This window comes from Nonomuraea sp. SYSU D8015, from assembly GCF_008065375.1.
Taxonomy (GTDB): domain Bacteria; phylum Actinomycetota; class Actinomycetes; order Streptosporangiales; family Streptosporangiaceae; genus Nonomuraea.
In genome coordinates this window covers 286,844-308,355 of the sequence record NZ_VJYI01000012.1, presented here as the reverse complement: position 1 = coordinate 308,355, position 21,512 = coordinate 286,844, and the positions used below count along the sequence as shown (strand labels likewise).

Annotated in this window: 20 protein-coding genes; 7 read left to right on the top strand and 13 right to left on the bottom strand. The window is 72.5% G+C overall.

What is annotated here, in order from left to right; genetic code table 11:
• Nucleotides 1-978 (top strand): RNA-guided endonuclease IscB (iscB, locus tag ID574_RS39220; protein ID WP_223167539.1); only part of this gene is annotated, 978 nt, incomplete at its 5' end.
• 161 nt (nt 979-1,139) lie between these two features.
• Nucleotides 1,140-1,487 carry a hypothetical protein gene (locus tag ID574_RS39215; protein WP_188194068.1) on the top strand — a complete coding sequence of 116 codons (348 nt, stop codon included), beginning with the start codon at nt 1,140-1,142 and terminating at the stop codon, nt 1,485-1,487.
• 146 nt (nt 1,488-1,633) lie between these two features.
• Here the strand turns inward: ID574_RS39215 and ID574_RS39210 are convergent, their stop codons facing one another.
• Nucleotides 1,634-3,706 carry an alpha-galactosidase gene (locus ID574_RS39210; protein ID WP_188194067.1) on the bottom strand — a complete coding sequence of 691 codons (2,073 nt, stop codon included), beginning with the start codon at nt 3,704-3,706 and terminating at the stop codon, nt 1,634-1,636.
• Between the two features lie 286 nt (nt 3,707-3,992).
• Between ID574_RS39210 and ID574_RS39205 the strand changes: the two genes are divergently transcribed.
• On the top strand, nt 3,993-4,886 hold the full coding sequence (locus tag ID574_RS39205) for a siderophore-interacting protein (protein WP_223167538.1): 894 nt from the start codon (nt 3,993-3,995) through the stop codon (nt 4,884-4,886).
• 71 nt (nt 4,887-4,957) lie between these two features.
• Here ID574_RS39205 and ID574_RS39200 read toward each other — a convergent pair whose 3' ends face one another.
• The gene (locus ID574_RS39200; protein ID WP_188194065.1) at nt 4,958-5,824 is read right to left on the bottom strand and encodes a hypothetical protein; all 867 of its coding nucleotides are present in this window, start codon (nt 5,822-5,824) and stop codon (nt 4,958-4,960) included.
• Between the two features lie 524 nt (nt 5,825-6,348).
• Between ID574_RS39200 and ID574_RS39195 the strand changes: the two genes are divergently transcribed.
• Nucleotides 6,349-6,690 carry an STAS domain-containing protein gene (locus ID574_RS39195; RefSeq protein ID WP_188194064.1) on the top strand — a complete coding sequence of 114 codons (342 nt, stop codon included), beginning with the start codon at nt 6,349-6,351 and terminating at the stop codon, nt 6,688-6,690.
• A 15-nt stretch (nt 6,691-6,705) separates the two neighbouring features.
• Nucleotides 6,706-8,127 carry an RNB domain-containing ribonuclease gene (locus ID574_RS39190; protein ID WP_188194096.1) on the top strand — a complete coding sequence of 474 codons (1,422 nt, stop codon included), beginning with the start codon at nt 6,706-6,708 and terminating at the stop codon, nt 8,125-8,127.
• A gap of 61 nt (nt 8,128-8,188) precedes the next feature.
• Here the strand turns inward: ID574_RS39190 and ID574_RS39185 are convergent, their stop codons facing one another.
• Both ID574_RS39185 and ID574_RS39180 read right to left on the bottom strand, forming a co-directional pair.
• Nucleotides 8,189-8,770 carry a TetR/AcrR family transcriptional regulator gene (locus tag ID574_RS39185; RefSeq protein WP_188194063.1) on the bottom strand — a complete coding sequence of 194 codons (582 nt, stop codon included), beginning with the start codon at nt 8,768-8,770 and terminating at the stop codon, nt 8,189-8,191.
• A 166-nt stretch (nt 8,771-8,936) separates the two neighbouring features.
• Entirely contained in the window at nt 8,937-11,303 is a 2,367-nt protein-coding gene (locus ID574_RS39180) for an ABC transporter ATP-binding protein (protein WP_223167537.1), read from the bottom strand.
• A gap of 403 nt (nt 11,304-11,706) precedes the next feature.
• On the opposite strand from ID574_RS39180, the gene ID574_RS39175 reads away from it, so the two are divergent.
• Nucleotides 11,707-11,892 (top strand): hypothetical protein, encoded by a 186-nt coding sequence (locus ID574_RS39175; protein ID WP_188194062.1) that lies wholly within the window; start codon nt 11,707-11,709, stop codon nt 11,890-11,892.
• 12 nt (nt 11,893-11,904) lie between these two features.
• On the opposite strand, the gene ID574_RS39170 is transcribed toward ID574_RS39175, so the two are convergent.
• The 7 genes from ID574_RS39170 to ID574_RS39140 form a co-directional block, all read right to left on the bottom strand.
• Nucleotides 11,905-14,640, bottom strand: a complete 2,736-nt coding sequence (locus tag ID574_RS39170; RefSeq protein WP_188194061.1) for a DEAD/DEAH box helicase — start codon at nt 14,638-14,640, stop codon at nt 11,905-11,907.
• A gap of 251 nt (nt 14,641-14,891) precedes the next feature.
• Complete coding sequence (locus ID574_RS39165) at nt 14,892-15,779, bottom strand: diacylglycerol kinase (protein WP_188194060.1); 888 nt, start codon at nt 15,777-15,779, stop codon at nt 14,892-14,894.
• Between the two features lie 16 nt (nt 15,780-15,795).
• The gene (gene tatC, locus ID574_RS39160; RefSeq protein WP_188194059.1) at nt 15,796-16,686 is read right to left on the bottom strand and encodes a twin-arginine translocase subunit TatC; all 891 of its coding nucleotides are present in this window, start codon (nt 16,684-16,686) and stop codon (nt 15,796-15,798) included.
• A 31-nt stretch (nt 16,687-16,717) separates the two neighbouring features.
• Nucleotides 16,718-17,038, bottom strand: coding sequence for a Sec-independent protein translocase subunit TatA (gene tatA, locus ID574_RS39155; protein WP_188194058.1), 321 nt, complete (start codon nt 17,036-17,038; stop codon nt 16,718-16,720).
• Nucleotides 17,039-17,105: 67 nt separating this feature from the next.
• Nucleotides 17,106-17,261 (bottom strand): hypothetical protein, encoded by a 156-nt coding sequence (locus ID574_RS39150; RefSeq protein WP_188194057.1) that lies wholly within the window; start codon nt 17,259-17,261, stop codon nt 17,106-17,108.
• Nucleotides 17,258-18,223 carry a helix-turn-helix transcriptional regulator gene (locus ID574_RS39145; protein ID WP_188194056.1) on the bottom strand — a complete coding sequence of 322 codons (966 nt, stop codon included), beginning with the start codon at nt 18,221-18,223 and terminating at the stop codon, nt 17,258-17,260. Before ID574_RS39145 ends, ID574_RS39150 begins: the two co-directional genes overlap by 4 nt.
• A gap of 13 nt (nt 18,224-18,236) precedes the next feature.
• A complete protein-coding gene (locus tag ID574_RS39140) occupies nt 18,237-19,187 on the bottom strand; it encodes a helix-turn-helix transcriptional regulator (protein ID WP_188194055.1) in 951 nt (316 codons plus the stop codon).
• Between the two features lie 38 nt (nt 19,188-19,225).
• Here ID574_RS39140 and ID574_RS39135 point away from each other — a divergent pair, with 38 nt between their 5' ends.
• Entirely contained in the window at nt 19,226-20,293 is a 1,068-nt protein-coding gene (locus ID574_RS39135; protein ID WP_188194054.1) for a DUF3866 family protein, read from the top strand.
• On the opposite strand, the gene ID574_RS39130 is transcribed toward ID574_RS39135, so the two are convergent.
• Nucleotides 20,239-20,718 carry a DUF3291 domain-containing protein gene (locus ID574_RS39130; protein ID WP_223167536.1) on the bottom strand — a complete coding sequence of 160 codons (480 nt, stop codon included), beginning with the start codon at nt 20,716-20,718 and terminating at the stop codon, nt 20,239-20,241. The genes ID574_RS39135 and ID574_RS39130 overlap by 55 nt on opposite strands.
• A gap of 33 nt (nt 20,719-20,751) precedes the next feature.
• The gene (locus ID574_RS39125; RefSeq protein ID WP_188194052.1) at nt 20,752-21,396 is read right to left on the bottom strand and encodes a helix-turn-helix transcriptional regulator; all 645 of its coding nucleotides are present in this window, start codon (nt 21,394-21,396) and stop codon (nt 20,752-20,754) included.
• Nucleotides 21,397-21,512 lie beyond the last annotated feature (116 nt).

The following is a 21,512-nucleotide window of genomic DNA, read 5'->3' as shown; positions in this document are numbered from 1 at the left end:
AAACTCCTGAAGTCGGGGCGGGCGGTGGTGGCCCGGCACACCCCTTTCGTCATCCGGCTGAAGGACCGCACCGCCGAGCAGTCGGAGGTCCAGGGAGTGGAGGTCGCTCTGGATCCCGGCAGCCGGCACACCGGCATCAGCGTGTTCCGCACCCACGACGGCACCCGGCACGGCCTGTACAGCATCCAGCTCGACCACCGCGGCGGCAAAATCCGCGACAAGCTGACAGCCCGGGCCGCCTACCGGCGCGGAAGGCGATCACGCAACCTGCGCTACCGCGCCCCTAGGTTCGCCAACCGCACTCGCCAGGACGGCTGGCTGCCGCCAAGCCTCCAGCATGGCGTGGACAGCGCGATGAGCTGGGTGCAGCGGCTGCGCCGCCTGGTCCCCGTACGGGCGATCCACGTGGAGACCGTGCGCTTCGACACCCACGCCCTGGCCGCAGGAAGGCCGCTGGAGAGCATGGAGTACCAGCAGGGCACGCTCCACGGTTATGAAGTGCGTGAATATCTGCTGGGGAAATGGGGCCGGGCGTGCGCCTACTGCCGAGCGAGCGGCATCCCGTTGAATATCGACCACATCCAGCCTCGCTCGCGGGGCGGCTCAAACCGGATCAGCAACCTGACCGTGGCGTGCGTGCCGTGCAACCAGGCCAAGAACAACATGCCGGTCGCCGCCACCGGCAGAGGTACGTACTGCCGGACCCGCACCGATGCCTTCGGGTTCCCCCGCCTACGCCTGCCGCGCACCAAGCGGATTTTCGGCTTTCAGACCGGGGATCTTGTGCGCGCGATCGTGCCCAAAGGCAAATACGCCGGAACGCACATCGGCAGGGTGGCTGTCCGTAGTACCGGGGGCCACACCGTGCAGACCGTCGGCGGGCCGGTGAAGACCTCGTACAAGCACCTGCGCCTGCTCCAGCGAGCAGACGGCTACGCCTACACGATCAGCATCGAAGAACATCGGTCCGCACCCTGACGGCGAACTGCTTCCCCGTTCCACCACGCGAGAGTCCATTCCCATTCGCCGAACCCGACCGCATCCGGCTGACGATCTCGCATGCCGAGGTCGAGACCCGGGCGCTGCGGGAGGACCTGCTCTCGCTGCTGCGGCGGATCGAGGGGCGCTTCCCGGCGGACGTGGACCGGGCCGTGCTGGCGCTGGGCGAGGTCATCGACGACGTGCTCGGCCGGGCCGAGCAGCTGACCGCCTCCCCCGACCAGCTCCACGTGGTGTCGCAGACGATCCGCAGCTACCTGCCCGCCAGCCTGGAGGCGTACGCGAACCTGCCGCGCGGGTACGCGCTGGCCCGGCGGGCCGGCCGCGAGCGCAGCGCGCACGAGGAGCTGCTGGCCCAGCTGGCGCTGCTCGACGCCCAGATGCGCAAGGTCGCCGAGGCGATCCACCGGGGCGACGAGCAGGCCCTGCGCGACCAGGGCCGCTTCCTGCGCGACCGCTTCGGCGGCTCCGAGCTGGACATCGGCTGAGCCCGCCGCCCGGCGCTACCGGGCCCGTGCCGCCCGCCCGGCCTTCCTGCGCCGCCGGTCCCTCCGCGCCGGACCTACGCACGGGCAGGCCGCACGGGCAGGCGGCACGGGCAGGCGGCGCGGGCAGGCCGCACCAGGCTCGGGCGCTACGCCTCCACCTTCTCCACCTCGATGACCAGCACCGACGTGGCCCGCAGGACCGGGGCGGGCAGCCCCAGCTCGGCCAGCGCGGAGCCGGGCACCCGCACGGGGGCGGCGGCCCACTCGGGCATCTGGGCGCCCGCCGGAACGGGCCCGGCCACGCGGACCTCGTAGAGCGCGGCGGGGTCGAGCCCGGGCAGCCGCAGCGGCGCGGGCGCCCACTCGAGGCGGGAGGTCAGCTGGACCAGGCCGAACACGGCGCGCTCGGGCAGCACCACGCCGTGCAGCAGCGCCGACGGGTCGGGGTGGTCGGCGTGCACGACGCGCCCGGCGTGCAGCACCGGCCGCAGCCGCTTGTGCAGCGCGATCCAGGTCGCCAGCTCCTCCAGGTCGGCCTCGCTCGCGGAGGTCAGGTCCCACTCCACGCCCATGTGGCCGAACAACGCGGTGCCAGCCCGGAAGGCCAGCGGCAGCGAGCGGCCGGTGCAGTGGTCGTGCGGGGCGCCGACGTGGGCGCCGAGCCGATCCGGCGGCACGAGCAGCCCGGTCCAGCGCTGGATGGCCTGCCGGTCGACCGCGTCGTTGCTGTCGGAGGTCCACACGCGGTCGGTGCGGGCCAGGATGCCGTAGTCGACGCGGGCGCCGCCCGACGAGCACGACTCGATCTCCAGCCCGGGGTGGCGGCGGCGCAGCTCGTCCAGCAGCCGGTAGACCGCGAGGGTCTGGGCGTGCACGCCCGCCACGCCGTCGTGCACGGGCTCGGCGATGTCGCGGTTGTGGTCCCACTTGATGTAGTCGAGCGCGTACTCGCCGACCAGCGTGTCCAGCCGCTCCAGCAGGTAGGCGTACGCCTCGGGCCGGGCCAGGTCGAGCGTCTGCTGGTGGCGCTGGGGCGGCGGCATCCGGTCGGCCCGGCCGAGGATCCAGTCGGGATGGGCGCGGGCCAGGTCGGAGTCCGGGTTGATCATCTCGGGCTCGAACCAGAGTCCGAACTGCATGCCGAGCTTGCGCACGTGCTCGGCCAGCGGGTGCAGCCCGGCCGGCCAGACCTGCTCGTCGACGTACCAGTCGCCGAGGCCGGCGCGGTCGTCGCGGCGGTGGCGGAACCAGCCGTCGTCGAGCACGAACCGCTCGACCCCGGCCGCCGCGGCCTTGTCGGCCAGCTCCAGCAGCCGGTCGAGGCCGTGGTCGAAGTAGGTGGCCTCCCAGTTGTTGAGCGTGACGGGCCGGACCGGCAGCGGGCGGGCGGCGCGCAGGTGGTCGTGCATCCGGGCGCTCGCGTCGTCGAGTCCGCTGCCGGACCAGGTGAAGTACACCAGCGGCGTGCGGTAGCTCTCCCCCTGGGCCAGGGTGATCTCTCCGGGCTCCAGCAGCTCGCCCGCGGCCAGCAGCGCCAGTCCGTCGACCAGCCGCTCGGCGTAGTGGATGTGATCGCCGCTCCAGCCGGCGTGCACCGCCCACACCTCGCCGCCGCGGAAGCCGAACCCGGCGGTCCCGGCCACGAGCAGCCCGGTGGCGTCGTGGCCGGTGCGGCCGCGCCGGTTCTCCCTGGTCCACACGCCGTGCCCGAACGCCCGGCGCTGCGGCACCTTCTCCAGCGCCCAGCGCCCGGTGAAGTCCAGCAGCTCGCCGGCGCGCGCGGGCACGGGCAGCGCGCAGATCAGCCCGGCCAGCCGGTACGGCGAGGCGGCGGTGTTGGTCACCGTGTGCCGCATCGTCACGAGGCCGCCCGGGTCCATGGCCAGCTCGCTCACCAGCTCCAGCCCCGCCAGGGCGTCGGAGGCGGCGATCGTCACCGTGCCGCCGGCGCCCGGGGTGGCGGCGACGTCGAGCCGGTCCAGGGTCCACCGCACCGGCCAGTGCTCGCCGTCCCGGGCTCCCGACAGGCCGGGCCTGCCGTACCAGCTGTCGCCCTGGGCGGGCAGCAGCGGCAAGGCGGGGGACGCCAGCGCGGGCAGCACGTCGGACCCGGCGACGGGGCCGACGTCGGCGCCGAAGTGGCGCACCCGCGGCAGGCCCTGACCGCCGGCGTCGAGCAGCAGGGCGACGCCCGCGGCGGAGAGGATGACCTGGGACAAGTGGGGACTCCTTACTCACGGGGGCGGGCGCCGGATCCGCGGGGCGGCGCCCGTTCGGCTCAGGGGGTGGTGACCCGAGTGGAGACGCTACCGGACCCCGTCTTCCCGCCCCGGCCGGGGGCGGCCCCTTCGGGTATCCGGCCCCCGCCCCGCGGCGTCGGCCGGCCTGGCGCGCCTTGACCTGTCCCGACGCCGATCCGCGCCCGCGCCGTCACCTGGCGCGACTGGCCAGTCGATCCACGATCGTTTAGGTTAGGCTCACCTAATATCGATGGAGAGGTCGGGGATGTTCCAGCCGTATCACACGTTCCACGTCCAGGTAGCGCGGCTGCAGCGGCTGAGCCCGTCGTTCCTGCGGGTGACGTTCACCGGAGACGATCTCCATCACTTCGCCGACAACGGGTTCGACCAGCGCATCAAGCTCATCCTTCCGGTTCCCGAGCACGGCCTGGCCCACCTGCCGACCGGCCCGGACTGGTTCACGAAGTGGCGAGGGCTCGACGACGACAAGCGCAACCCGATGCGCACCTACACCGCCAGGCACGTCCGTCAGGAGGTCCGCGAGGTCGACGTCGACGTGGTCATGCATCCCGGCGGCGGCGGCCCGGTCGCCCGCTGGGCCGAGCAGGTGCGGCCCGGCGACGTCGCCGTGCTCATGGGCCCCGACGCCCGCTACGACGGCTGGCACGGCGGCCTGGAGTTCCGGCCACCGGCCGGCAGCGGCACCGTGCTGATCGCGGGCGACGAGACCGCGGTGCCCGCGATCTGCTCCGTGCTGGAGCGCCTGCCCGCCGGCGTCGTGGGAGAGGCCCTGATGGAGGTGCCGTACGAGGAGGACTTCCTGCCCGTCGAAACCGCCTGCTCGGTCAAGGTCGGCTGGCTGGCCAGGAACGGCGCCGAGCGCGGCGGGCTGCTCCTCCCCGCCGTGCGCGCCGCCGCCGAGCGGCTGCTGCCGCCGCTGCCGCAGCCGGAGGCGTTCGACGACGTGGACGTCGACGCCGAGGAGTTGTGGGAGGTGCCGCAGGAGGAGGCGGCCGACTCCCTGTACGCGTGGCTGGCCGGCGAGGCCGCCGTGATCAAGACGCTGCGCCGGCACCTGGTGGCCGAGCGCGGCATGGACCGGCGCGCGGTGGCGTTCATGGGCTACTGGCGTCAGGGCCGCGCCGAGGTCAACGCCTGACCCTGCCGGCCCGGGCAGGACCGCACCCCCCGGGGACCCGCTCTCCCGGCGGCAGGCGGTCGTCCGGCGGGTCAGCGCAGTTCGGAGGAGCCGGTCGCCTCCGCCACCGTCCACCGTTCCTCCGCTGTTGGGGGTCGTACCCAGGTGAGGCCGGGCCCGCCGGCGGCGATCACGCCGGTCACCACCCCGCGCAGCAGCGCGCCCGCCGCCGCGTCCGGCTGCTTCTCGCGGGCCTCCAGGTAGAGGTCGAGGATCCGGGCCAGGTCCAGCATCATCGTGTTGGCGCGCCCGCCGGTCTCCGCGACGTGGTCGTCGATCGCCGCCGTGGCCAGGCCCGCGGCGGCGGCCACCGGCTTCCCGTTGACGTGCGACGACGTCTCCTCCTGCGGCTCGGCCCGGTCGGCGAGCACGCGGACCTGCAACGCTCCAACCCCGTCGCCGCCGGGCCAGGGATGGACGCCCGCGGCGTCCGGCGGGCAGACGATCTCGCGTACGGCGGCGGCGAAGGCCGCCAGGTCCATGCCGTCCGCCACCTCACCGGCCGGCCATTCCGCGCGCAGGTGCAGCACCCCGGGCCGCTCTGCTGCCGCGAACCGCGCCATCATGGCCGCGACCGTGCCGTGCGGGTCGTGCATGGCGGCGTCCCCGAGCGCCGTGAAGCCGTCGGCGAGCACCCGCAGGGAGATGAGCCGCGGCGGGTCGTACGCGGTGAGCACTCCCCGCTCCCCGGCGAGGTCCAGGGCGTTCCCGGCGTCGTGGTAGGCCCGGAGCCCCTCCAGGAACGCGGTCTCGGCCCCGGGCGTGAGACGGGACGCCCACTCCCACGCCGGGTCGATCCCGAACCCGTCGTCCATGTCGCCACCGGCCGGGTCACGGCGAAGCCACCAGACCACCCCGCCCACGGCGATGGCGGCCAGCACTGCCACTGCGATCCACACGATGCGCCACTCTCCCTCGTACCTGCCGGGCTAGCAGCGTAGTGTGATCTTTTCCCGCAAACTCACCAATTTCCACAAAAAGCCGCACGCGCCCGGCGGGAAGTCCGCCGGGCGCCGCTTGGAAAGTGGCGGGTGCGGCCGTCAGGTCCGTCTGACGCAGACGGCGAGTGGCCCCTTGATCAGAATCGCCTGGGACACCACACGGACCCCATAGGCACCGAACAGGGTGCAGACCGGCACCACACCGCAGGTCAACCGCGATGGGACGCAGCAGGCCATCGCCCCAAACCCGGTTAAGGTGTGATTTTTTCTAACGCGGTAATCGGAATTGTTTTCCCGAGGAATTCTCCTGTCCACCTGATCAGCCACGCGCCTCTCGACGTCGACGGCCCGGCCGGTACACTCCATTCCGGAAACACGCAGTCGCGAAATGTGACGTGCGCATGACATCGGTGTCTACGGCATGGGCGGGTCCGCGCAACCGGAAGGAATGCTCCCGGCCCTGACAGAGCGCGGAGCCGGAGATGGAGCCACTACACCTGACCACGAGCCGCCGCGACGGGATCCTCACGGTCGCCCTGTCCGGAGAGCTGGACATCGCCACCACCGAGCGGTTCCGCAGCCACCTGATGGAGCTGCTGCAGCAGGCCCGCCACGGGGACGTCGCGGTGGTCCTGGAGGTCAGCCGCCTGTCCTTCATCGACGCGGCCGGGCTCGGCGTCCTCGTCTCCGTCCACGACCACGCCCAGCGCCGGCGGACGCCGCTGCGCATCGCGGGCGCGCCGCCCGCCATGCGGCGCCTGCTGCGGATCACCGGGCTCGACGCCCACCTCCACATGATCGGGGCCGGCTGCCCGCACCGGTAGGTTGTGGGCGTGTCGATGATTCAGGTTCCCGAAGAGATACCTCTCAAGCTGGAAGACGGGTTCGATCGGATCAGGCGGGAGCTCACGCTGCCCGGCGACTTCCCGCGCGCCGTGCTGGACGAGGCCGAACGGGCGGCAGAGGCGCCGGAGCTCGCCCGGCCGGCCGGCAAGGACCTCACCGACGTGCCGTTCGTCACCATCGACCCGCCCGGCTCGATGGACCTCGACCAGGCCGTCCACCTGGAGCGGCTGCGCGCCGGATACCGCGTCTGGTACGCCATCGCCGACGTCGGCGCGTTCGTGCGCCCGGGCGGGATCATCGACGCCGAGGCCCGGGCCAGGGGCGAGACCGTCTACTTCCCCGCGGGCAAGGTGCCGCTGCATCCCAAGGTGCTCTCGGAGGGCGCGGCCAGCCTGCTGCCCGGCGCGCTGCGGCCGGCCGCGGTGTGGCGGATCGACCTGGACGCCGACGGCCGCACGGTGGGCGCGGACGTGCAACGCGCCCTCGTACGCAGCCGCGAGCGCCTTGACTACGCCTACGTGCAGGCCGCGGTCGACACCGGCACCGCCGACGGCACCCTGGGGCTGCTGGCCGAGATCGGCCGGCTCCGGCTGGCCCTGGAGCGCGAGCGCGGCGGCGTCACCCTGCCGACGCCCCAGCAGGAGGTGGTGCAGGCCGACGGCGGCTACCGGCTGGAGTTCCGGCTGCCGCTCCCCGCCGAGGCGTGGAACGCGCAGATCTCCCTGCTGACCGGCATGGCCGCGGCCACGATGATGCTCGACGCCGAGATCGGCATCCTGCGCGTGCTGCCCCGGCCCCGCCCCGACGACCTGGCGAAGGTCCGCAGGGTGGCGGGGGCGCTGGGCGTGCCGTGGCCCGACGGGGCCGGGTACGGCGCCGTGGTGCACGACCTCGATCCGAAGGACCCTCAGCAGGCGGCGTTCCTGCACGAGTCGAAGGTGCTGCTGCGCGGCTCCGGCTACGAGTCCTTCGACGGGGCGCCACCGGAGGAGGCCGGCCACTCCGCGGTCGCGGCGCCGTACGCGCACGTCACGGCTCCGCTGCGGCGCCTGGTCGACCGCTACGCGACCGAGGTGTGCCTGGCGGTCGCGGCCGGCGAGCCCGTCCCCGCCGACGTGCGGGCCGCGCTGGCGAGCCTGCCCGCCCTCATGTCGTCCTCCGGGCGGCGCGCGGCGGCCGTGGACCGGGCGTGCGTGGACCTGGTGGAGGCGTTCCTGCTGCGGGATCGGCTCGGGCAGGCGTTCGAGGCGGTGGTGATCGACGTGGACGAGCGGCGCGGCGGCGGCCAGGTCCAGCTCGCCGACCCCGCGGTGATCGCCCGCTGCGACGGCGAGCTTCCGCTCGGCGAGCAGGTCACGGTACGCCTCGCCCAGGCCGACCCCGCCACCCGCGAGGTCCGCTTCACCCTTGCCTGACCCGCCCACCCGAACCGCCGACCCGGACCGCTCTGCCGGGCCGGAGGACGCCCGCCGGGGCTCAGCGCGGCCTGGCGCGCATCCCGTCGCAGATCACGTCCGCCATGCGCACCGCCCCGCCCCTGGCCCGCGCCCTCCGCTCGGCCGCCAGGCACCCGCGCAGCAGGTCCTGTACGTCCTCCGTCACCAGGTCGGGCCGCACCGCACCGGCCCGCTGCGCCCTGTCCAGCAGCCGGCCGAGCGCGGCCGCGAAGTCGTCCTCCAGCGTCGAGCCCGGCCGGAACGCCATTGCGGAGCCGCTGTCCAGCATGTCGCACAGCGCCTGGTTCGCCGAGGCCTGCTCGACCACCCGCGAGAACCACCCGAAGAACGCCTTCCCCGGGTCCTCCGCCGTGCCCAGCGCCCGGGCGTCGGCCACGAACCGCTCGATCCGCCCCAGCAGCACCGCCTCGAACAGCGCCTCCTTGGTCGGGAAGTGCCGGTAGACGGTGCCCACCCCGAACCCGGCCCGCCGGGCGATCTCGTCGAAGGAGATGGTCAGGCCGTCGCTGGCCAGGGCCTCCTGGGCGATCTGCAGGACCCGCTCGCGGTTGCGGCGGGCGTCGGCGCGCAGCGGCCTGGCCGTGCTGTGGTCATCGCCCATGACGTGCACCTGCCTTCAACAAGCGGAGGGATCTCTCCGATTCTATCGAGGAGATCTCATGACATACACCCCTCCCGAGGCCGCCGGACGCGGTGGTGCACACCGCCCGCACAAGCGGACACCCGCCCCGTAGGACGGGCGCCCGCCGTACCCCCTGAGTCCACGGCTACGGATGGTCGGCGGTCCGGCCTGTCGCGGAACATGCGCCGGATGAGGCGCGCCTCCGCCGGCGGGTCGCCACCGCGCAGATCCGCCGCCACAGCCGGCGAGCACTCCTCACCGGGCCGAACGGCACTGCCGCATGCCTGCCCGGCCGGGACGCCGCCACCTCCCGCGCGGCCCGGGACGCTCCTGTCACCGATGCGGGCGGAGACACCGCCGCGTCCAGCGTGCGCCGCGACGCAGCAGCCTCCCCGGCCGGATGGGGAGGCACCGCCTGCGGCACGCCATGCCCTGGGTCAGACGCCGGCACGACCCGGCGCGGCCCGCCCGGTGCGACGGACCCGCCTTCACGCCTCGGATCCACCCGCGCGGTCGACCCGGCGTCGCACCCCGAGTCCACCCGCGCGATCGACCGGCCATCGCACGCCGGATCAACCCGCGCGATCGTCCGGCCATCCCATGCCGGATCAACCCGCGCGATCGACCCGGCGTCACACCCCGGATCCGTCCCTGCGACCAGCCGGGTGCCGTGGCCCGGCTCCGTCCGCGCCGCCGGCCGGGCCCGGCTCACGCGCGCCGGCCGTGCGGTTCGCCGGCTCCGGGTGCCGATCCGCTTCAGGGGGATCCGCTCCTCCCTCGGCGGAGACCGCAGTTCGACGACGCGGGCGCCCTCCGGCACATGGCGCAGGTCATGGGTGATGAGGATCGTCGTCCGCCCGGCCATCAGCCGCCGCAGCGGTCCCATGACCTGTGCGGCCGTGGCCTCGTCCAGCCCGCTCATGGGCTCGTCGAGCACCAGCACCGGCGCGTCGCGCAGGACTGCCCTGGCGATCGCGATGCGCTGCCGCTGCCCGCCGGACAGGAGGCGCCCCCGCTGCCCCACCGGCGTGTCGTACCCCTGGGGCAGCAGTTTGACGAAGTCATGCACCCCGGCCGTCTCAGCGGCCCGGATGACCTCGTCGAGCGAGGCGTCCGGCCGCCCGTAGGCGATGTTGTCCCGCACCGAGCCGGAGAACAGCAGCGTCTCCTGGTGCAGGACCGTGACGTTCCGGCGCAGCGACTCGCGGGTCAGGCGGCGGACGTCCGTCCCGTCCAGCAGGACGCGCCCGGCGTCCGGGTCGTAGAAGCGCAGCAGCAGCTTGGCCAGTGTGGACTTGCCCACCCCGCTGGGCCCGGTGAGCACGAGCAGCCGGCCGGGCTCGGCGGTGAAGGACACCTCCCGCAGCACCGGCCGCGCGGCCCGCCCCGGGTAGGCGAAACCGACCCGGTCGAACTCCACCCGTCCCCGGGCCCGTCCGGCGGTCACGGCGCCGGGGGCGTCGGTGACGGCGGGCCGGGTCCGCAGGACCTCGATGATGCGGTCGGACCCGGCGGCGGCCTCCGACACCGTCAGGGCCAGCTCTCCGAGGCTCTGGACGGCCGGATAGAGCAGGGCCAGGTACGCGGCGAAGGCGAGCAGGCCGCCGATGGTCAGCCGGCCCGCGGCGATCTCCCACGCGCCGAATCCGAGGATGACGATCAGGCAGACGGTCTCGATGACCTGCACCACGGGACCGTACAGGCCGGACAGCCTGGCCTGCGCCAGGTTGGCGCGCAGCCACCTGCGCCCCTCGGCGTGCAGGCGCCGCGACTCGGCGGGCTGCCTGTTGTACGCCTGCACGAGCGGCTGGTTGGCCAGCCCCTCCTCCAGGACGCTGTTCATGGCGCCGTTGCTGTGCCGCTCGAGCGCCGCGGCGGTCCTGAACCTGGCCGCGAACCCCTTCGAGACCAGCAGGAACGCCGGGATCAGCGCGAGCGTGACGAGCGCGAGGTCCCAGCGGATGAAGAACGCGGCCCCCGCGAACAGCACCACGCCGGCGGCCGTGGTGAGCGCCTTGACCAGCCCTGAGCCGACGAGCTCCTCGATGGCCTCGACGTCGTCGGTGAGCCGGGCCATCAGGTCGCCGAGCCGCCGGTTCTCCGAGAAGTCCGGCGCGAGCGTCTGGATGTGGGCGAACACCCGGTCGCGCAGCACCAGCAGGAAGCGTTCGGCGCCGAGCGCGGTGACGTACGTCCCGGTGAAGGACGTCAGCCCGGCGACCGCGGCGAGCCCGAGCCAGCTGAACGCGGGGGCCCAGAACGCCCCCAGGTCCCGGGTGGTGAGCACCTCGTCCGTGATGTGGCCGAACAGGCGGATCGCGGCGACCTCGCAGAGTGTGGCCAGGAGGGCGAGCACCACGCCGGCGGCGAACAGCGGCCGCAGCCCGCGGGTGTCCGGCCAGAATTCGCGGAAGGTGCGGCGAAGGGAGATCGCCGGGGCGAGTTCGTGGCCGGAGGCGCGCAGGGAGAGCCGGCGGCTGAGCCGCCGGCTCTCAAGGGGTGCCTTTACCACCCCCACCACCTGCGCCGGCAGCAGTTCCAGTGCCAGTGGTGGTGTTTACGCCGGCGCCACCAGCGCCGTCGGCGACAGCCCCATCCCTGCTGGTATCCGACCTGCGACAACTGCGTGTTAGCCATGGTTCCTCCCCCGATGGATGGCGAACACAGTGACAAATCGGACGTTAGCACCGAAATTCGGATAAATCACTACATATTTGGCGAAACCGGAGAGATTTGACTCGCAAAAGCGCTGCGACCAGCGCTTCCGTGCATTCGTTAAATGTGCAGTAAATGAGTAAGAGTCCTAGAGAAGGTAAGAGAGTCGCCAAAGGTGGTGTGACAAGCCGGTTCCAAGGAGACCGCGGCCGATACTTTGGTTCAATGGAACGCCGCGCCGCGCTTGCGACGATCGGCGCATGACCTTTCTCGGCATCATCCTCATGATCCAAGGTTTCGGCGCGCTCATCGCCGACCACTTCTTCGACAAGAGCTTCGGCCTGCTGCACCTGGTGTTCGACGGTGGCATGCTGACCGCCGCCGCCGTCGTCGTGGGCCTGATCGGTCTGGTGATGACCGGCCTCGGCCTCGCCCACGACGACTAGCGGCCGCCCGGCTCAGCTCAAGGACGAGTACGCCACCACACCGCGCCGCATGGCGTCCACCGCCTTGACGGACGTCTGCTTGATCTTGCTGCCCGGCGGCGCCGCGTTGCCGAGCTGGCCGAGCAGGTCCATCAGCTGCTTGATCCACCGTACGAAGTCGCCGGCGGCCAGCTCGTTGCCGTTGACGCCGTCCATGAGCACGGCGTCCAGGGTGTGCCCCTTCGTCCAGCGGAAGGCCGCCCAGGCGAACCCCAGGTCGGGCTCCCTGATCGTGGACAGCCCGTGGTCGGACTCGATGCCCTCCAGCTCCCCCCACAGGCGGATCATCGCCGTCAGCGCGTCCTGGGCCCGCCCGGCGGGGATCTTGGGCCGGCGGGCGTCGTCGGCGGCCCGCGACTCGAACACCAGCGCCGACACGCACGCCGCCAGCTCGGCCGGGTCGAGATCCTCCCACAGCCCCTGGCGCAGGCTCTCGGCGGTCAGCAGGTCCAGCTCGGTGTAGAGGCGGCCAAGACGGCGTCCCTCGTCGGTGACCGTCTCACCGTCGAGGTAGCCCAGCTGCTCCAGGACCGAGCAGATGCGGTCGAACGTACGGGAGATGACGTGCGAGCGGCCCTCGACGCGGCGGCGCAGCCCCTCGGTCTCGCGCTGCAGCTTGTAGTAGCGCTCGGCCCAGCGGGCGTGGTCTTCCCGCTCGTCGCAGCCGTGGCAGGGGTGCTGGCGGATGCGCCGGCGCAGCTCGTTGACCTCTTCGTCCTCCACCGTGTGGTCGCGCGCCCTGGGCGGCTTGCCGAGGTCGCGGTCGCCGATCTTGGCCAGCAGCGTGGAGACCAGGTTGGCGCGTTCCTTGGGCGAGCGGCCGTTGAAGTTCTTCGGGATGCGCAGCTTCTCCAGGGGCTCGACCGGCACGGGGAAGTCGGCCGGGTCGAGCTTCTTGACCTGCTTGCCGATCGTCAGCACCAGCGGGCTGGGCCCCGTCCCGGCAGCGCGGCCGCGGGGGTTGCGCCCGGGGTCGAGCACGATCGCCAGGCCCGCCCGGCGTCCGCCGGGCACGCGGATGACGTCTCCGGGCTCCAACGCCTCCAGCGACCGCACGGCCGCGGCCCGCCGGGCGGCGCCGCGCTGCCTGGACAGCTCGGCCTCGCGGTCGGACAGGCGCCGGCGCAGCGCGGCGTATTCCGGGAAGTCGCCCAGGTGGCACGTCATGGCCTGCTGGTAGCCCTCGAGGGCCTCCTCGTGCTTGCGCAGCTGCTTGGCCAGCCCCACGACCGCCCGGTCGGCCTGGAACTGCGCGAACGACTCCTCCAGCAGCGTCCGCGCCCGCTCCCTGCCGAACTGGCCGACCAGGTTGACCGCCATGTTGTACGACGGCTGGAAGCTGGAGCGCAACGGGTACGTGCGGGTGCCGGCCAGGCCCGCCACGGACAGCGGGTCCATGCCTGGCTGCCACAGCACCACGGCGTGCCCCTCGATGTCGATGCCGCGCCGCCCGGCCCGCCCGGTGAGCTGGGTGTACTCGCCGGGTGTGAGGTCGGCGTGGGTCTCGCCGTTCCACTTGTCGAGCTTCTCGATCACCACGCTCCTGGCCGGCATGTTGATGCCCAGGGCGAGGGTCTCGGTGGCGAAGACGGCCTTGACCAGCCCGCGCGTGAACAGCTCCTCCACGACCTCCTTGAAGGCCGGCAGCATGCCCGCGTGGTGGGCGGCCAGGCCGCGTTCCAGGCAGTCGCGCCACTCCAGGTAGCCCAGCACCGCCAGATCCTCGTCGGGCAGGTGAGCGGTGCGCTCGTCGACGAGCTGCCTGACCTCGTGGCGCTCGCGGTCGGTGGTGAGGCGGATGCCCGCGTACAGGCACTGCTGCACGGCCGCGTCGCAGCCGGCGCGGGAGAAGATGAACGTGATCGCCGGAAGCAGCCCCTCCGCGTCGAGCTTCTCGATCACCTGCACCCTGTCCGGCGGACGGGAGCGCTGCGGCCGCCCGTATCCGCGCCGGCCCCGGCCCGCGGTCAGCCGCTCGGCGTCCCGGGTCACGCGCATCAGCGTGGGGTTGATGCGCGGCGGCAGTTCGTCGGTCATGAACATGTCGTAGATGCGGTTGCCGACCATCATGTGCTGCCACAGCGGCACCGGCCGGTGCTCGTCGACGATGACCGTGGTGTCGCCGCGCACCTCGCCCAGCCACTCGCCGAACTCCTCGGCGTTGCTCACCGTCGCCGACAGCGCCACCAGCCGGACCGACTCCGGCAGGTGGATGATGACCTCTTCCCACACCGCGCCGCGGAACCGGTCGGCCAGGTAGTGGACCTCGTCCATCACCGCGAACCCGAGCCCGGCCAGCGTGGCCGAGCCGGCGTAGAGCATGTTGCGCAGCACCTCGGTGGTCATGACCACGATCGGGGCCTCGCCGTTGACGCTGTTGTCACCGGTCAGCAGGCCGACCTTGGCGGTGCCGTAGCGCTTGACCAGGTCGTTGTACTTCTGGTTGGACAGCGCCTTGATGGGGGTGGTGTAGAAGCATTTGCGGCCCTGCTCCAGGGCCAGGTGGACGGCGAACTCCCCGACGACGGTCTTGCCCGACCCCGTGGGCGCCGCCACCAGGACGCCGTCGCCGGCCTCCAGGGCCCGGCAGGCGTCGAGCTGGAAGTCGTCCAGCGCGAAGTCGTAGAGACCTCGGAACGATCTGAGAGCGGCCCCGTCGTCCCCGTGCTTCTGACGGAAGGCCGCATAGCGTTCCGCTGGCGTTGTCATACCCGTCAGCCTACCGAAATCGCCATTCCGGTCCGTCCCGCGCCATTCCCCCCGTCCCGCCACTCCCCCGCGGCCCGCATCCCACCCCCTCCCCACCTCGCCATGCTTCAGCCGATGTCCCTTGAGGAAGGAAAGCACTCGGCTGAGGTCCTTGGGAAGGGCGCTCCGGACAGGCCCCTTGGGCGGCAGGAGGGCGCTCCGGCAGGCCCCTAGGGCACGCGACCGGCCTTGACGCCTTTACAATGTAGATTTCAAACGATCACGCGCAGCGCGCCCGGCCGGATCTCGCACTCCACCGGCACCGGCCCGACTCGTTCACCGTCGGCGTAGGCGACCACGTCCGCCGCCTCCAGCCGCACGCTGCGCGCCCGCCGCACCGACACCGCCCGGTGCCCGACGTGCGTCCCCCGGTACACGCTCGGGAACACCCGCAGGAACTCCCCTTTGGACAGGGCGCCCACCATCATCACGTCCAGCAGCCCGTCGTCGGGCTGGGCGTCCGGGCAGACCCGCATCCCGGCGCCGTAGGAGCGGGTGTTGGCCACCGCCACCAGCATGGCCTCGCGCTCGATCACCTCGTCCCCGTCGAACGTGACCCGGAACGGGATCGGCCGGAACGACCGCAGCTCCCCCACCATGGCCATGAGGTACCGGGCCGTCCCCGGCGGCCAGGTGAGCCGGTTGGCCCGCTCGTTGACGCGTGAGTCGAACCCGCAGGCCACCACCCCGGCGAACAGCTCCTCGGTGCGCCCCGTGCGGATGCGGGCGGCGTCGACCAGCCGGGACTTCATGCGCAGCACGGTGCGGGCCGCGGCGACCGGGTCGTCGCAGGGCACGCCGAGCGCGGCGGCGATGTCGTTGCCGGTGCCGGCCGGGATGATGCCGAGGGGCACGTCGGTGCCGGCCACGGCCTGGACGGCCAGATGCACCAGGCCGTCGCCACCGAAGGCGACGAGCGCGTCGGGGCGTTCGGCGACGGCCGTGCAGGCGCGTTCGAGCGCGTCGGCGGCGTCGTCGCCGACGATCACCGACAGCTCGGCCCCGCCGGCACGCAGCCGGCGCGCCACGGGCTCGAGCAGGCGCACGGTGCGGCCGCCGCGGGCGGCCGGGTTGACGAGCAGGGCGAGTTGGGGGGACACGCCCGGAACCTATCGCCTATCGCGTGGTACCGGAATCCTCCGCGCGGTCCTGATCCTCGTCGAGCGGCGTGTCGTCCTCGGTCAGCGGCGAGGCCTCGTCGTCGGACAGGCCGGCGAACTCGCTCTGCGGCCGTCTCTTCTCCCGCAGGTACATGAACAGCTCGGCCGCCGCGAACAGCACGATCATCGGCGCCGCCAGCGCCATCATGGTGACCGGGTCGCCGCCGGGCGTGACGACGGCGCCGAACACGAACATCAGGAAGATGACCAGCCGCCGGTGCTTGGCGACGGTCGCGTGCGACAGCACCCCGATGATGTTGAGGAACACCAGCAGCAACGGCAGCTCGAACGACACCCCGAAGATCAGCAGCATGATCAGTACGTAGTCGAGGTATTCGTCGATCGAGATGGTGGCCACCGTGTCGTCGAGCGAGAAGCTCAGCAGGAACCCCAGGGCGGTGTCCATGATGAAGTAGGACAGCGCCGCGCCCAGCGCGAACAGCGGGATGGCCAGTGCGAGGAACGTCAGCGTGTAGCGCTTCTCGGCGCGGTAGAGCGCCGGGGTGACGAACGCCCAGATCTGGTAGAGCCACACGGGCGAGGCCGCCACCAGTCCGACCATCAGCGAGATCTTCAGCGTGATGAAGAAGGACGAGAAGATGCCGTTGTAGGTCAGGCTGCACTTGCCGTTGAGGTCGTGCGACTGAGGGGTCGAGCAGTAGGGATCCTTCAGCAGCTCCCACATCGGCCCGGACACGATCCAGCCGATGATCAGGCCCACCGCCACGGCGGCGAACGCGACGAGCAGCCGGTTGCGCAGCTCACGCAGGTGCTCCATGAGCGGCATCCGGCCTTCGGGATCCCGCTCCGGCTTCGCCTTGGGACCCGACCGTTTCAGCAGCGCCATCTAGCAGTCCTGGGGACGAGGGGACGGGTGGTCAGGGACGCTTGTCGGCCTGCGCGCTCGCACGCAGGCGCGCGGCCTCCTCCTCGAGCCGGCGGGCCTGCTCCTCGGCGGACAGCTGCGGCGCGGGCGCGGCCGGGATCTGCTGCGGGGGCGCCGGCTGGGCCTGCGGCTCGGGCTTGGCCTGCACGACCGTCGGCTTGTCGTCGTCGTCCTCGGTCATCTTGCTGGTCTCCGCCTTGAAGATGCGCAGGGAACGTCCGACGCCACGGGCGAGGTCCGGCAGCTTCTTGGCCCCGAAAAGCAGGACCAAGGCCACCAGGATCAGGATGATCTCTGGAGCTCCCAAGTTCATGTGACGTCCTTCATGGTGAGAGCGGAGTGCTGTGCTTCCCCGATCGTACGCTGCCGGAAGCTCTGCCTCATCCCCTGAGGTCCTGTTTGAGACTGAATTGCTCGTTAATTTGAGCGATTTCCCTGTTCAAGCCGCGTGCCGCGGCCACGACCCGGGCGGCCGCGACCCCGAGGACGGCCAGCCCGGCCAGCACCAGACCGGCGGCCAGGAAAATCCACGTCATGACCGGTGAGCGTACAGGGCCAGGGCGCGCTCGGCCTCCCGGCGCACGGTCTCGGCCATCGCGGGCGGCGAGACGACCCGGCCGGTGTCGCCCAGGCGCAGCGCCAGCTTCAGTATCCAGTCCTCGTCGCGGGCCCGCAGCGCCACCCGCAGCCGTCCCTCGCCCAGCTCGGTGACCTCCTCGCACGGGTAGTACTCGGCCACCCACCGTCCGGCCGCGCTGAGCTCCAGCTCGACCAGCTCGTCGGTCGGGGACGGGCGGAAGACGCCCTGGGTGACGTCGATGGGCTCGGCCTCCTCCGGCGGGTCGGCGGGCACGTCGAGCACGTCCACGCCGAGCATCCGATCCAGCCGGAACAGCCGCATCGCCTCGGCGCGGTAGCACCAGCCCTCCAGGTAGGCGCGGCCGTCGACGACCACGATCCGGGTGGGGTCGACCTCGCGCGGCGTCACCTCGTCACGGCCGGGCACGTAGTAGCGCAGCGACAGCCGGCGCTTCCCGGTCAGCGCCTCGCGCACGCGCGGCAGCGCGTCGGGGGCGGCGTCGACGTCGACCGCGACCTGGCTGCTGACGGTGGCGGCGCCCTCTCCCGCGGCCCGCTCCAGCTTGGCCGTCACGCGCGGCAGCGCGTCGCCCGGCACCTCGGCCAGCTCGGGCGTGGCGGCCAGCATGCGCAGCGCCACCAGCAGGGCGCTGGCCTCGTCGATGCCGAGCCGCAGCGGCCTGGCGATGGTGTCGGCGTTGTCGATGACGATCTCGCCGCCGTCCCAGGACACGTCGATGAGGTCGCCGGGGGTGTGGCCGGGCAGCCCGCACATCCACACCAGCTGCAGGTCGTCGATGAGCTGCTTCTCGCTCAGCCCGAACACCGCGGCCACCTCGCCGACCTGCGCCCCGGGATGGGACATCAGGTACGGCACCAGCGCCAGCAGTCTCGGCAGCCGGTCCGCCGACCCGCTCATACGCCCGCCCTTCTCATGCCATTGCCCCCTTCAGTCTGCGGATGACGGCCTCGCGGGCGTCCGGCGGCTCGACGACCTCGACGTCGGCGCCGAGGCTGGCCATCCAGCCGGCCAGCCGCTCGGGATCGGAGAAGGCCAGCTCGGCCTCGTCCCACCCGTCGGTGCCGGGGTGCACGGCCCTGGCCAGCTGCCGCAGCCCCTCACACGCCCCCTGGCGCACGCGGACGACGGCGATCCGCTCTTCCGCGGGCTCGTCGGGGAAGCCCACCATGGCCCGCAGGTCGATCCCCTCGGGCACCTGGACGACGCCCGCCTTGCCGACCGGTGCGACCTGCCCGGTGATGCGGCTGAGCCGGAAGGCGCGCGGCGCCTGCCGGTCGCGGTCGAACCCGACGAGATACCAGCGGCCGCGGCGGCTCACCACGCCCCACGGCTCGACGGTGCGGCTGCGCACGGTCTCGCTGCCGGAGGCGCGGTAGTCGAAGCGCACCACCCGCCGGTCGCGGACGGCGTCCCACAGGGCGGGGAAGGCCGGGTCGCGGGTGTCGACCCGCAGCTCCAGGGCGCCGGTCCCGACGGGCTGGTCGGTGGCCACGCCGCCGGCGCGCAGCTTGAGCAGCGCCCCCGAGGCCGCCTCGGCCAGGCTGGCGCGCTGCCACACCTGCGCGGCCAGGCCGAGCACGGCGGCCTCGTCGGGCTCCAGGGTGATCTCCGGCAGCTCGTACGACTGCCGCTCGATCCGGTAGCCGGGCTCGTCCTCCCACGGGTCCCGCACCACGTCGATGGGGATGCCGATCTCGCGCAGCTCGTTCTTGTCGCGTTCGAACATGCGCTGGAACGCCTCGTCGCCGTCCCGGTCGTAGCCGGGCACGGCCTGGCGGATCTGCTCGGCCGACAGCGGGCGCCGGGTGGCGAGCAGGCAGATCACCAGATTGAGCAACCGTTCTGTCTTCCGGCGCGACATCTGCCTCACTCCTCCTTCATCGACGCTACCCTGCCCCCGTGATCAGATGGCGCAAGGGCGAGGTTGTACGGATCCGACGCGAGTGGCCGGGAGCGGTGGAGCTGGACGTCGCCGTCCCCGAGGGGGAGTGCCGGGCGCTCGCGTACCCCCTGCTGGTGGGCCGCCCGGAACCCGGCGACGAGGTGCTGCTCAACACGACCGCGCTCGCGATGGGTCTCGGTACGGGAGGTTACGCCATGGTGGTGGCCGTCCCGAACCGTTTGCCGGAAGATCCCGGGGGGCCGGGGCACCTGGTGAAGGCGCGCTACACACCGCTGCAGGCCACGGTGCTGGGCGCCGACGAGCAGGACTCCCCTCATCACGACGCGTTGCGCGAGGCCGACGCCCTGGATGACATGCCGGTGGTGGTGGCCGACCTGCACTCGGCGCTGGCGCCGATCCTGTGCGGCCTGTACGAGTCCCGGCCCGGGACGCGGGTGGCGTACGTGATGCTGGACGGCGGCGCGCTGCCGGTGTGGTTCTCGATGGCGGCTGCCAGGCTCCGCGAGGAGGGCTGGCTGGCGGGCGTGGTGACGGTCGGCCAGTCGTTCGGCGGTGACGTGGAGGCGGTCACGACGCACACCGGGCTGCTGGCGGCCAGGCACGTGCTGGAGGCCGACGTGGCGATCGTCACGCAGGGCCCCGGCAACCTGGGCACGGGCACCAGGTGGGGCTTCTCGGGCGTGTCGGCGGGTGAGGCGGTCAACGCGGCCGGGGTGCTGCGGGGGCGTCCGGTGGCGGCGCTGCGGGTCAGCGAGGGCGATCTGCGCGAGCGCCACTACGGCGTCTCCCACCACTCGCTGACCGCCTACGGCCGGGTGGCGCTGTGCCCGGCGGACGTGCCGGTGCCGGAGCTGCCGGGCGAGTTCGGCGAGCGGGTCAGGGACCAGGCGGAGCTGCTGGCCGTGCGGCACCGGCTGGTGCCGGTGCCGGTGGACGGCCTGCACGAGGCGCTGCGCGGCTCGCCGGTCCGGTTGTCGACGATGGGCCGGGGCCTGGAGGAGGACCTGGCCTACTTCCTGGCCTCGGCGGCGGCGGGCAGGCTGACGGCCTCGCTGCTGTCGTAGAAGTCCTTGAACGTGAACGCCTCGGGGCTCGGCCCTTCCGCCTTGAGGCGTTCCAGCCGCGCCATCCCCTCGGCCAGCGACGGGATGTGACCCTCGGGGATCCACCACATCACCATGTACGGCTCCGCCATGCGCAGGAACCACTCCCTGCGGCGGCGCAGCACGCCCAGGTGGGCGCTGCGGTAGACGTAGTTCCACAGCGCTTCCTGCGACTCCCACACCGAGAAGTTGATCAGCAGGTGGTCTCCGTAGTCGTGGACGACGGTGGCGGTCGGGTCGGACTCGCTCTCCTTCAACCGCCACACGAACCCGGGAGCCTCGTCGGCGATGGCGTTGATGGGCTCGAGCAGGGCGACGAACTCGGCGAGTTCGGCGGAGTCGATGGGCGCGCGCAGGTGGGCGAGGTTCAGCTCGGCGAGATGCATGACGCCCAGCACACCATCCCCCGGCCTTCTATGTCAATCTCCATTTGTTTTAGAAAGGGCGACGCAGCACTCCCCCGGCCGCGGATCCAGCCGCGCCCGGCCCGGATCGTCCCCCAGCCCTTCGAGCAGCCCCCGGCACAGGGCCAGGTTCACGGAGCACACCAGCAGCGGCTGCTCCTCCGCCAGGACGTGGAACGGGCAGTTGCGCAGCCGCAGCAGACCGCCCTCCTCGTACGGCTCGTAGCCGCGCTCCCCCAGCACCCGCTCGACCGGCTCCCCGGCGTGCCGCCTGCCGATCCCCTCGCCGGCGCGGTGCGCCGCCTGCTCGGCCTGCTCCTCGGCGCCCAGCAGGTCGACGACGCCGGCCAGCACGGAGGCGAGCGTGGCGTAGTCGCGCGGCGGCAGGCTCACCGACCGCTCGCCCCTGGCCCGGCGGTAGACCTTCGCCGGGCGGCCGCTGCCCGGGCCCTTCTTCTCCTGCTGCCGGAAGCCGCTCTCCAGCAGCCCCGCCTCGACCAGCTTGTCGAGGTGGTGGCCGGCCAGCGTCCTGGACACGCCCGCCGCCTCCGCCGCCTCTCCCCTGCCCACGTCGCCGCCGCTGGCGGTGACGACGTCGTACAGGCTGCGGCGTACGGGGTCGTGCAGCAGGCCCAGCGCCTCGAGGTCGTCGGTGCTCACCGGGCCTCCTCCGTCGGCCCGGTGAGCAAGCTGCTGTGTCTGATCGTTCGCTCCCTGCGGTCACTCACCGGGCCTCCTCCGTCGGCCCGGTGAGCAAGCTGCTGTGTCTGATCGTT